The organism is Microcoleus sp. OTE_8_concoct_300 (assembly GCF_031383065.1).
GTDB lineage: Bacteria > Cyanobacteriota > Cyanobacteriia > Cyanobacteriales > Microcoleaceae > Microcoleus.
On the sequence record NZ_JANMZH010000788.1, the window covers coordinates 1 to 12,467 of the forward strand.

The 12,467-nt window shown below is 42.3% G+C and carries 6 protein-coding genes and 1 pseudogene; 3 read left to right on the forward strand and 4 right to left on the reverse strand.

Features of this window, described 5'->3' with window-relative positions; all coding sequences use genetic code 11:
- From ACUVJL_RS35210 to ACUVJL_RS35220, 3 genes and pseudogenes are all read left to right on the forward strand, one after another.
- Window positions 1-426: pseudogene (locus ACUVJL_RS35210) on the forward strand (filamentous hemagglutinin N-terminal domain-containing protein); the annotation flags it as partial.
- Window positions 416-2,362 (forward strand): ShlB/FhaC/HecB family hemolysin secretion/activation protein, encoded by a 1,947-nt coding sequence (locus tag ACUVJL_RS35215; protein WP_445250057.1) that lies wholly within the window; start codon window positions 416-418, stop codon window positions 2,360-2,362. The pseudogene ACUVJL_RS35210 and the gene ACUVJL_RS35215, both read left to right, overlap by 11 nt.
- Before the next feature lie 59 nt (window positions 2,363-2,421).
- Entirely contained in the window at window positions 2,422-5,349 is a 2,928-nt protein-coding gene (locus tag ACUVJL_RS35220) for a CHAT domain-containing protein (protein ID WP_445250058.1), read from the forward strand.
- On the opposite strand, the gene ACUVJL_RS35225 is transcribed toward ACUVJL_RS35220, so the two are convergent.
- The 4 genes from ACUVJL_RS35225 to ACUVJL_RS35240 all read right to left on the reverse strand — a co-directional run bounded on the left by ACUVJL_RS35225 (window position 5,338) and on the right by ACUVJL_RS35240 (window position 12,036).
- On the reverse strand, window positions 5,338-6,093 hold the full coding sequence (locus tag ACUVJL_RS35225; protein ID WP_445250059.1) for a DUF928 domain-containing protein: 756 nt from the start codon (window positions 6,091-6,093) through the stop codon (window positions 5,338-5,340). The genes ACUVJL_RS35220 and ACUVJL_RS35225 overlap by 12 nt on opposite strands.
- Before the next feature lie 463 nt (window positions 6,094-6,556).
- On the reverse strand, window positions 6,557-8,893 hold the full coding sequence (locus ACUVJL_RS35230) for a CHASE2 domain-containing protein (protein WP_445250060.1): 2,337 nt from the start codon (window positions 8,891-8,893) through the stop codon (window positions 6,557-6,559).
- Between the two features lie 28 nt (window positions 8,894-8,921).
- On the reverse strand, window positions 8,922-10,394 hold the full coding sequence (locus tag ACUVJL_RS35235; protein WP_445250061.1) for a DUF1822 family protein: 1,473 nt from the start codon (window positions 10,392-10,394) through the stop codon (window positions 8,922-8,924).
- Between the two features lie 4 nt (window positions 10,395-10,398).
- Window positions 10,399-12,036, reverse strand: a complete 1,638-nt coding sequence (locus tag ACUVJL_RS35240) for a sigma factor-like helix-turn-helix DNA-binding protein (protein WP_445250062.1) — start codon at window positions 12,034-12,036, stop codon at window positions 10,399-10,401.
- Between the last annotated feature and the right edge of the window lie 431 nt (window positions 12,037-12,467).

Genomic DNA, 12,467 nt, shown 5'->3' on the forward strand with positions numbered 1-12,467 from the left:
TCCCTGGCGGGCCCGCAGCTCGACGGCGAGGTACTTCTCAACACCCCCGACGTTGACCCCACCCAGGGAGTCGTTCAGTTGCCAGATACGATCGCCAATCCCGACGCGATCGCCCAAATTTGTCCCGGTCAACGACAGTCGGGAACCGATAAAACCTTTACCAGAATTGGGCGCGGCTTGCCCGCAAATCCGGCGGAAACACTCAGCAATGGCTCAGCCGCAGTCGGTTTAGCCGACGCTGTAGCCCCTCTAGAACAACGAACCAGAACTGCTGCACCCCAACAAGCTCGCCCCACTAGGGCCCCCATCGTATCGGCTCAAGGTTGGGCCCTTAACAGCAAAGGAGAAGTTATTTTTACCGCTAATCCTGCTGCTGTTACTCTCCACAGCCCTTTTAATCCTACCCGTGGCTGCTATGGTCGATAAAGGAAATCAGAAATGGGGCGATCGGCTGCTACAAATAGCTGTGGGAATATTAGCTAGTAGTTCGACGGTTTGGCCGGTGAAAGCACAAACCGTTCCCCTATTCCCAATAGAAGAACTCAACGAGCGCTCAGATTTCATAACACAGACACCTACCGAAACTCAAAATCCTAACCTCTCAGAGCCTTTAAGACCGCAAACCGTCCCTTCCCAGCCCAACCTACGGCAGCCAGCTAATCCATCTCCTAGCTTGCAGGAAAGAAAAACTGAACCTAATCCGGATAGCAGTCAACTTTACGAATGTCCGCTCCCAGTACGATCGCCAGAACCGCCATCTCCTCTAACTCAAACACCGGAAGATAGCAAAACTAATGAAGTAATTGAGGCAATCTCTGTCACTAATTTTCGCTTCATTGGTAACACCGTTTTCAGTCAACAAACCCTAGAAACTGAAATTACTAGCAAATTCCTAAGATTAGATAGCAATACTAACCGATTCTCAGAAACTAAAATCACATTTGCTCAACTGCAGCAACTGATTTCCGAAGTGACAAAATTCTATAATGACCGAGGATATATTAACTCTTTTGCCTACATTCCCACCACTAGCGAAGAACCAAATCAAAGGTTGCAAAACCGAGGGGCTGCTGGGGAAGTCACGATCAAAATCGTTGAAGGTGGCTTAGAATCAATTCGGGTTAGGAGGCGGACGGGAAAGCAGCGCCTAAATCTCAATTATGTATGCAGCCGTTTGGCGAGATCCTCCCAGCCTTTACAAGTTTCTCGCCTGCTAGATGCCCTACGATTGCTCGAACTAGATCCTTTAATTAGAAATATTTCTGCTGAGTTGATACCCGGTTCTCAGTCCAACAGAAGCGCTCTAGAAGTTAACTTCGAGGAAGAAAAAACATTGAGCGCTGCATTGCTGCTAGATAATCGACGGGCTCCCAGTGTCGGCAGTTTCCGCCGCCAGCTACAGCTAACCGAAGCAAATTTATTAGGAAAAGGCGATGGCTTGAGTGTGGCCTACACCAATACTGAGGGCAGTAATGCTTTTGATCTAAGCTATACATTGCCATTAAATCCTAACAATGGCACAATTAATTTATCAGCGGGCGTTACTGCCAATCGCGTCGTAGAGAAACCTTTTGAAAAGGTTGATATAAAAGCGGCAGCACAATATTTAGATATAACTTTGCGGCAACCTTTATTGATAAATCCTAGACAAGAGTTAGCTATCGGAGTGACAGCAACTAGGCGGGAAAGTGGCACTTCAATTTTAGGGGAAGATTTCCCTCTTTCTGCGGGAGCAGATGCCAAAGGGCGCACGGGAATATCAGCGATTAGGTTTTTTCAAGATTGGACGGCGCGGGACAATGATGAATTATTTGCTTTTCGCTCTCAATTGAGTGTAGGATTGGGAGCGTTTAATGCTACTGTTAATAGCGAAGCTCCTGACAGCAGATTTTTGGCATGGCGCGGTCAGGGACAATGGATTCGTCGCTTAAGAAGAGACACTTTTTTGTTGGCAAAAACTGATGTACAATTGGCGAATAGGACGCTTTTACCTCTAGAACAATTTGGTATTGGAGGTGGAAATAGTGTCAGAGGCTATCGCCAGGATATCTTTTTGGGTGACAATGGGATTTCAGCATCGGCAGAACTCAGGTTTCCGATTGTTGGTCGGTCCGATCGAGGGTTAGGAGTTTTACAAATTGCCCCTTTTGTTGATGCTGGTACTGTTTGGAATAGTTCCCGTACAGAGAACTTTGAACGTCAAGTGTTGGTATCGCTAGGTACGGGTTTGCGGTGGGAGTTGGGTGATACTATGTCGGCTAATTTTTATTGGGGTATTCCTTTAGTTGATAGGAATTTAAGGGGGACAACATGGCAAGAAAAAGGTTTACATTTTTCCGTCTTATCCAGGTTCTCTTTTTGAAACCAGCCCGCCCGAAGTGGTCACGAAGCCTGAGGTTTTTTACTATTATATTTGTTACAGTGTTAGCCTCATTTTTTGCGGTAAATGTCAAGGCTCAATCAGCCTATATTTTTGTAAATAGTGGTGGAGAAAAATTACAAATTAGTTGGCAAAAAGTGGATAAATTTGCACTAACTGCTGGGACTTTAGGGATTAGCAATCAGCCACGATACCCGAAGGAATGGGAGGATTTAGCTAGAAGAACTTATGCTGCTGGGGAGTTGGAAGAGGCTGCGAAGTATTGGGAGCAAGCTATCGCGGGTTTTGAGGTAGCGGGAGATTGGTTGAATCAGGCGATCGCCCTGGGTAATCTTTCGTTAACGTATCAACAGTTGGGGCGTTGGGAAGAGGCAAATAGGGCGATCGCCCAAAGTCGGAATTTGTTACCGCATGAGTCTAGGGTAAATTCGCCAGGGGAATTAAAGGCGATTGCCCAAATTCTCGATATTCAATACAATGGGCAATGGGAACAGGGACAAGTCAATCTTGCTTTGCAAACCGGGAAACGAGCCACGAATATTTATGTTAAATTAAAGGATGATTTAGGCTGGAAACGTAGCCTAATTGCTCAAATTAAAGCTCTGCAAGAATTAGGTTTATATCAGCAAGCTTGCCAAGCAATTATTCCAGTTGTAGAATCAAAAAATCCAGAAAACTTCGCCATTCCCAATCAGGACTGTCAGCAATTAATTACTCAAAAATTAGAGGCAATAAAAACAAGTGTCAAAACGCCATCAAACCCTAATTTAAAAAATATTCAAATAACCGGAGCGCGTCTCCTTGGCGATGTATTGAGACAGCTTGGCTATTTGAATGAGTCACAAGAGCTGCTGCAACAACTAGATAGAGTCATTACTCAACAAGAATATCCTCAAGAAAAAGCTTTGGTATTACTAAGTTTAGGTGATACTTACAAATTCCTAGGAAATAGAAATAAAAATTTGTCGGAATTGGACGATGACAATCATAAAAAATACTACCAAGCTGCTAGAGATTTATATGAAGAAACTGCGAAATTGGCGAGAAAAAACTCCTTTGTGAAAGTCCAGGCACAACTTAATTTATTAAGTCTTTTAGTTGACCCTAAAATCGGATTGGCTGTAGATTTAAAGAAAACTAAAGAATTGCGGTTAGAAATTTTGTCTCAATTGAGTAAGTTGCCACCAAGTCGCAAGATAGTTTATGCGGAAGTCAGTTTAATGAATAGTTTGGTTCACCTTAATACTGAAGAACTAAAAAATGCTAATAATGTTTCAAATTTATCGAGCGTAACTTCACAAAAAATATCAAACTACTGTTTGCGAAATTATTCAATTGTGGCTGAAAGTTCCCTTGAAAATATGGAGTCTGTGTCTGGGAGAGAAATTGTCGAATTGGGAGCAAAAGCTATCAAGTTGGCTAGGGATTTGGGTGATTTAAGGGCAACAGCCTATGCTTTGGGCAATTTGGGTGAAGTGTATGAACAGAATCAGCAATGGCTGGAGGCTCAACAGTGTACGGAACAAGCTTTGTTGTTGTCGCAGGATGTTAAGCTAAATTCGCCGGATCTTGCCTATCAGTGGCAGTGGCAATTGGGGCGGATTCGCCGGGATGGGGAGGAGAAAGATATTGAAGGTGCGATCGCGGCTTATACGGCTGCATTTAATACGTTACAGTCGCTACGCAATGATTTGGTGCCGATTAGCCGGGATGGGCAGTTCGATTTTCGCGATCGGGTAGAGCCTGTTTATCGGGAATTGGCGGATTTATTGTTGCAGGGGGAGAAACCTAGTCAAGGGAATTTAAAACAAGCCCGTAATGTTATTGAAGCCCTTCAGGTGGCTGAGTTGGATAACTTTTTTAGAGATGCTTGTGTTGTGGTGAATAAGGCAGAACAAATTGATACAATTGCCGAAAAATCCGATCCAAAAGCAGCAGTTATCCATGCAATTATTTTACAAAATCGTTTAGCAATTATTTTGAAATTACCGGGACAATCGGAATTAGAGTATCAAGCGACTCCTGTCTCAGAGAAAACTATCAGAACTACTTTGAGACAGTTGGGAGGGTATCTGGAAGAAAGGGCGAAAAATCCTGACGTACTCAGAACAGCGGAACAATTGTATCAATGGGTATTTAAACCGATTGAATTTTCCCTTGAAAAAAGCTTGAATGTAGAAACATTGGTTTTTGTATTAGACAGACCTTTGCAGAAGATTCCAATGGCCGTCCTCTATGATGGAAAGCAATATCTCATTCAAAAAAAATATGATATTGTTCTTGCTCCGGGTCTACAGCTTATCAAAGCTAAAGAAAGGCAACATTCTAGATTCACTGATATAAAATTGTTTGCAGGTGGTGTTGATGAAAAACAGCCAGCTCTCGAAGATATAGAATTTGAAGCTATTAAAAACTTACAGGAAGAAATTAATGGTATAAATAAGATTATGCCTATCAAAAAACTACTTTTAAATGCAGACTTTACTCTGGAAAAAATTCGCCAACTTATTACCTTAAAAAACTATTCAATCATCCATATAAAAACGCACGGTCAGTTTAGTTCTCAACCGGAAAAGACATTTCTTGTTGCGTATAGAAGCTTGCTTAGAAGTAAAGATTTGGATAACTTGGTGAAAACTGGTACCGAAGGAGAAGGTCATACTATTGAGTTGCTGGTACTCAGTGCTTGTCAAACAGCCAAAGGAGACGATCGAGCAACGCTGGGTTTGGCGGGACTGGCCGTGCGATCGGGAGCTCGCAGCACCCTGTCAACCTTATGGAAAGCAGATGATGAAGCGACTACTAAGTTGATGGTGCGCTTCTACAATGAATTACGAAAACCAGGTATGAAAATGGCTAAAGCGCTCCATACCGCTCAAAAAAGCCTGATCGAGGAAGACGGATATAAAAATGCTCATATTTGGGCAAACTATGTTTTAGTTGGTAATTGGCTTCCCTTAATTTATTAATAATAAATAATGATTTAAGGATTGTTGAGAAATCTGAACTGAACCAATTAAGGGTTCTTGAGCTAAGTTCTGCAAACCAACAGATTTTAATAAATCTGTCCATTCCTGCTTTAGTTTTGTATCTTGTGGAGCAGCAATGAGGCGGTTAGCTAAATTGTTAACAGCATCATACCAACCTTCTGGTGCTGCCGTGTCTATTTGATTAGTTGTGCTAGACTTGTGTAGTATTCGTTGTACCCATCCGTCCATTTCTATATCTGGTCTGTTACTTGTAGAACCTTTACACTTAAGTGTTAAGTACCAATGATAAAACTTCCCTGTTTCCAAGGAAGTTTTCGGTGATAAGGGCAGGCTAATGCTGACAATTCCCGGTGTTTTAGGTAGCGTAAATCGAGTTTCGTAGACATACTCTGTTTCATCTCGGTTGAGCACTAAGAACTCTGCGGAGGTTATGTCTTCTGGAGCATAGGGGACATAAAACCATAAAGTGAGGCGTTCAGAAGAGATTGTTCCCTGGCTATTAGCAGGAACGAGAACAGTAAGTGGCTGACTTGTCTTTTTACAGTTCGGATTAAGCGGGTCGAGGTCTCCACCTGGTACTCTTCGCCCTGGAGGAGGACCTTTGTCAGAGGATTTGTCGGGGTTTTGAGTGACCAGAACGCTAAAAGGTGTTTGTATCCAGGTATAGTAGGGCGTAATGCCGATTAGTATTGCCTGGATCGCAAAAGCGAATTCTAAATGCAATGGGTGCATCTTGATTAATGATTAATGTTTGACACTCCCCTGGCTGAAGCCGAGGGGATTCTTAATTCAGCGACTGACCTTAAAATGTTCTGTCAAGAGCGGCAATTCTTAAACCTTTCAACCGTGGGGATACCACCAATTGACGAGCCTAACTCAGAAACATCCCAGCGGATCTATCTCCAAAAGCGTACTAGGATATTTCCCGCTTTGTTCGGGTATGCCCTACCCTACTTAACAATTCGAGCGTAAAAAAGTTTGTGTTTGCTGGATTGAAACCTACATTTTCGGTTTCGACTGTTTATAGTGTTTTCGCCGCACTTTGTCCCCCAGTTTATGCCTAAAAGTGTGTCTCATGTCCCGTTTCACGATGGCAAGGGAGTTTAACCCTGACTGTTTCAGTTTACCATACTGTCCCGTCGTGTCCAAAACTTTTCACGAAAGTTTTATAAGGAGCTACTTATGCCTATTTTTGCTCCCTCACAGTATAGACGATCGCAGTACCTCCACTGACGAACAACGCTAACAGCGACGGGACAATTGGCATCCAGCCTCCTCTATGCAGGATGGCGAGGCAAAGGTAATAGATGATGCAAGTTGCTATGCCAGCAGTTAATGTCAATTGTAAAACCGATCGTCCCGGCCGAGCTAAAAATCCTCCAGTCAAGGCAAACACCCAAATAAAAAGTGTCTCCCCCCACTGCATAAAACTCCATTGTGGCAACACCCACAATAAAGGGCGATTAGGTTTATCGATAACAGCACTAAGAATTTGGCTAACCATGTGGGCATGAACCCATACTGTCGGCATTCTCCCATAAGGAGTATCTACTTCTTCTTTTCCTCTGGGATCATTAACACCAATTAAGACAACTTTATCCTTGATTAAATTACGGCTAACTCGTCCTTCTATAAGTTCTGTAAGAGTTACTTTTTGGGCTGGTCTAAGGTTGGCGCGGTAATTCAGCAGGATTTGGTCGCTTTCACCTAACTTTTGATAAGCGCCCGTCTGAGGAGCAAGGGATTTCAAGATAACTTGACCAAATTTCCAATTGTCATTATCTTGAATTATCGGTTGAATATTTTCTCGATATATAAATCGATATGCTAATTGGAAGCTTAGGCTAAAAGGCGAAGGGCAAGAAGAAGGAAATCGCTTCGGATTATACGAGAGTAGTTGGCGGCGCACCATGCGACCATTGTTGCCTGGCTGATCGTCTATTTCTAAATCACTAAATCCTATTTGGTCTTTGATTTGTTTTTCTGATAATTCAGGCGCCGGTGGATAACCTTTTTGATTGCCATCGCCAAATGCACATACACCGAAAAGATTGGGATTGCTAAACTGGGCGATTAAAGCTTCTCTACCTAGTTGTTGGGGTTGATAGCGATGCAAAGTTAAGCCGATCGCCCGTGGCTGATCCTGTTCTATTTTCTTGATAAGCTTAGCTACCGTCGCATCGTTCACTGGATTGCCATATTTATCAAGATCAGTTCCTGTAACTTCAACAACTAAAAGCCGCGGATCGATCGGCTCAGGTTGGCGCTGCCGCATTAAATGATCGTAAGCAGGAAGTTCTAAAGGTTCTAACAATCCCATCCCTCGCACTCCCATGACAGCACTTGTGACCAACACACTAGCCACCAACACAGTCTGAAGATTGCGCCAAATCGAAACACGCTGACGCTCTTCCTCATTCCCTTTCAGCAACTCATCCCAGCTTGGAGACTCAACAGCCAGATGCTCATAAATCATCGGTAGCCAACTAGCACAGGGATATTCAACCTCCATCCCGTGCAGCCTTTCCCGTGCCTTCCTAACTGAGTCAGGCAAAGACTTCTTTTCTCTAGCAAATGCCTCTAGAAAATATTCCAAAAACTTTTGAGCGACTTCATCCGGCACCCGTTCTCGCATGGCAATTACGGCGGGAATTTGCAAAGAAGCCAGTTCATTTACTAATCCCATGCCGTCACAAGAATTGAAAATCGCTAATTTTAAACCGTGCTTAATGGCATTTTCTAAACCATACTTTAATTGTTCAATGGCTATACTTTCAGTTTCACTCAGAGCAAGCTGACCCTGCCTGTAACCATCTTCCGTAGAACTATGACCTGCAAAAAATAAAATATCCCAATTCTGTTCCCATAACTGAGTATTAAGCTTACTGCTGCTAGTAGCTACTAAAGTTTCAATCTCTGCATCATTATGGGCAATTGACTCTTTTAATAACTCTAAATCTCCCTGAACATCAATGTCTGTACAGTCTCCCAGAATTACCAAAATTTTTATCTTATTTTTAGACTTATTTTTTTTAAAATTAGATGTAGTATTAGTTAAAACTAAACGACTAAAAACTGGCTCAATTTTAAATCGATCAAATTTATTCCATAAATGCCAAGGCAAACGCCATAGATCAACATCATCTGTTTGAATCATTAACCTAACATTCCCTCTCTCAGTTATCAATACTTCTAAGAGCTGCTCCTGGACTGAATAAAAACATTCATCCTTAGAACTTAGCCAATCATTAACACTATTTTTTACACAATCGGCTGATTTTTTAACCGATATTTTTGTGATTTTACCCTTTTTCATCTGTTCAAACTTACGATAAGAACCAAAGCCGCGACTCTCGCGAGCTTTCTGCAAATTATGATATGTTTCTATCAATTCTTTAGCGGGCGGCAAGTACCCGCTAATTTGAGAATTGATAGAGTGAATACTATCACCAATTCGGAGCGTGACAGGATAGCGTTGCTCACTGTCCGCATTGCTTATTTCCAAAATTACTAGCTTGCTCATAACCTTTGATATTTTGCTCCTACTTGAGTTAAATAGTAAAATCTTCTGTGATGCTAACTTCCTGGTAAGCGACTTTAACATGGAAATAATCGCCGATAGTTCCGGTAAAGTCATTTTGAAATCTATTAGTATCACTATCGGCCTGTTCTTCCCACAAGACTTCGCCATCTTCATCTAGGACAACTACTTCTAGATTTAGCGGCAGAGTTTTCGATCGCACGGGAAATACCCGCAAGTAAACATTAGTTTGATCGCTTCCTTCAGGCAAGAGAGTTATTTCCAGCAAAACGCGAACAGTATCAAGGCGTATTGTTAATTCAATAATTTTACCAATTCTGACCCCCGCAGCGGAATTTTTGGGGTCAAGTTTTCCCAAACTGACGGCTGCTTGGCAGCGCACATCATCATCTTTCGTGGTTTTCAGCAAGTTAGTCAATGCTGAAATCGCCTCGGCATTTCCAGGCTCAACACGACCTAATAAGTCAGCAGCCCGCAATTGATTCCCTTTATTGCGATCGTGCAATAAGTCAAGCAATGTAGGAATTCCCTTCTGGCTGCTAGAACCACCGTACCGATACGCATCAGAACCTGCGATTGCAGAAACCAAATTAGGATCGAAAATTCCCAGCTTCTCAATTATTTCATCAGTCATCTGCCACCCAGCTTGGAAATAATTCTTTGCCCGCTGAAGTAAATTTGCTTGACTTTGAATCATCACAGATGGCGCAGCAGCTACTGCTGGTTTCTGAATAATTCCTAAACGCTGATTATATAGTTGTTGCCTGCATTCATCATTGGCTAAGAAAGAGGCCCACTGTTCAAATGGGACTATCAGCCGGGGAGAATATACCGATAAATTACCCAAATTCTGTAATAATTCAGTCGCGTTCAGCTCGGATAAACTTGGCAAGGGTGAGACTTCTGCTTGCAAGTTTAACCCTAGAGTAATTTGCATGACAACCAAAGATTGGGTTAATTCTTTTGTTGGCAAAGCATAAGTGCGATCGCCCGCGCTGTATGTGCCTTCATTCTTCAGTTGGCGGTGCGTCGCAAACCCGCACACCTCCATCCAACACTCATCCTCATCACCATCCAAATTCACCTGCACAGGGAGATAATAGTCAGCACTCCAGTTAGGAATATCAACCCACTCCTGGGGTACACACAATTCCTCCAAATCTCCCTCGTCACTGGGAATTAATACTAATCTAGTATCGCCAATCTGAATTGCAGTGCCATTCACCACTTCCCAAATGCTAGAAATATCCTGACTGTGCCAGACTGAAGGTTGAGGGAATGCTTCTCCTGCCAGCCATTCTGATAACCAGTTCAAGATAGCGTTTAAACAAGCACCATTGAGATAAGCATTATAACGAGAAATCGGATTAGAATGATGTTGAGCTTGCTGCCAAGCAATTTCTTGGTCAGCTTTGTTAATTGTTAACCGTAACAGGTGGGAATTCTCAGAATCAAAAGGCTGTAATTGGCTTAATTGAAACATTTTATTATTCTCCTTTTTGACCAATCATCAAAGTTTGTAAGCATTCTTGAACCATAGTATCAATAGTTTTGGAGGTATCTTTACTCCCTAGAGATAGATTCAGAGTTTGACCAGCAGCCTCATAAAAATTTACTAACCACTTTTCCACATACTGATTCACCCAAGTATTCAGTACCTTGATTAAATTTGCCTGTAATTTCTGCTGAGCTTGAGATATTATGGCACTGACCGCTAACAAATCCACGCCCAACTCAGTAGCGATTTTCTCTTCCGCTACCTGCTGACCGTACCGGAGGTGTAAGACCTCTTGTTCTTCTGATTCAAGTTCTTTAATTGCTTGAACTAAAGCGACTTGAATTAAATCTGAGTGCAGGGGAGCGCGAAATTTTTTCTGTAGCCATTCAACTACATAATCGGCAACCCATTGATGGGGCTGGGACATTTCTACCATAGCTTGTAGGAGTTGAATCTTAATAGCATCAAGTCGTCTAGAAATGGATGACTGGTTCAAATTTAATTGAAGAGCTAGTTGCTTTTGCTTGAATCCAGCACCGTAATAAAGTAAAAGAATTTTGTGCTGGTCAGGTTTGAGGTTTTCTAGCTGTTTGCGAAAAGCAGAGTCAGTTTGGTTATGTAATTCTCTTACTGCTGTGCCATAATTTTTAGCTTTTGCTATATTGGCATTTTCTAGCTGTGACTTATCCAAAAATCCGTCATAACCTTGTTCTTGAAGTGCTTCTATAGAGTATTGAGGATTGATGGATTTGGGGTAATTTTGTAAAGCAGCAATGCAGATTTTCATCCAAGCTTGCATTTGCTCTCCGCTAATACTTGACCCTGCGGAAACTTCATGGGGTGCTGAAGATAGATACTTTTCAGCATTGTAACACTCTGCTGCTGCCTGAAAATCTTCGCTGTCAGCATTCGGCCATTTCTGCCCTGGTTGCCGAATTGCGGGATTATTAACCTTATTAAAGCGATAAACTTGTTTAAAATATTTGCGGGCAAATATAAATTGAGAAATGTTAGGTTCTTGAGTTCCAGCTCTTTGTAGGGCTTCTCGGAGATATTTATCACTTTCGTGAGTTAGCAACCGCCACCGCGAGAACTTACTGATAGATGCCTGGATGGTTTTGATCAAAATTTGCTGAATATAGGTATCTAAAGAAGCCTGATGAGAAACGTTATAAGACTGTAACAGCTTAATAAAGTTTTCGGAATTGCAGATAAAAACCCTAGCGCAGTAGAGATACTCTTCCCAAGACAAAGCGCTTGATTTTGATCCTACTTCTATAGCTGCGTAGTAACAGCCTTTTTCAAAGTAACTAGCCAAGTGTTTCAAAGCTAGCATTTTTCTATTGTCTGGCTCCCAGTCTTGGACACTCAGCGATGGATTTATGGCTATCTGCCTCCAAAATTCGGCTACATTTTTAGTTGGATTAGGCTGGCTACACAATTGTGAAAACGTCGGGTTGCATTCTTGGTACAACTCAAAATTGCGTTTAAGTTCAGCATCATTTTGCCACTGAATGACAGGGCGACGATTGCAGGTTGTCAGTATGAGATAGGTAAAAAAATTCTCGGCGTTATCTCGACGCTCTGGCAGTCTGGGAATAATTTCCTGGTTAAAAGGGTTAGGCATCTTAGCCGATTCTCCAAGAACAATAAAGGAAAAGTTGAGACGGGATTTTTTAGTTTAAACTTGGCTCGCCTTGTGCAAAGCAATGCCTCAGCCTAGGCAGCTATGCCATCGCAGGTTGTTCGCCAGTACGAGGCCGGAGAGGTTGCTGAGCTGCAGTTGAGGAAGGGTGCAAATGGCTTGAGCATAGAGGTTGTGAGAGAACTTTACAAAGCGTCCTACTAACTTATTGACACCGCCTGTCGGAAATTATGCGGGTTGCTCTGAGTTGGGATCCAACATTGCCCGTGAGCAAGATAAGTAGCTAGACAAAATTAATTACATAGTTTTCTCCAAATTCTTTCAGGATTTTTTCCACAGAGGTAACAAAAGTTCCCCAACTCTTGTAAGCAGATATCTCAATCCATTCATACTTAATAAACCGCCATAAAATT

What these genes read in the sequence shown, in the direction of transcription:
- ACUVJL_RS35215 (WP_445250057.1), top strand. Translation starts at nt 416, where the DNA reads ATGGTCGATAAAGGAAATCAGAAATGGGGCGATCGGCTGCTACAAATA.
- ACUVJL_RS35230 (WP_445250060.1), bottom strand. Translation starts at nt 8,893, where the DNA reads ATGAGCAAGCTAGTAATTTTGGAAATAAGCAATGCGGACAGTGAGCAA.
- ACUVJL_RS35235 (WP_445250061.1), bottom strand. Translation starts at nt 10,394, where the DNA reads ATGTTTCAATTAAGCCAATTACAGCCTTTTGATTCTGAGAATTCCCAC.
- ACUVJL_RS35240 (WP_445250062.1), bottom strand. Translation starts at nt 12,036, where the DNA reads ATGCCTAACCCTTTTAACCAGGAAATTATTCCCAGACTGCCAGAGCGT.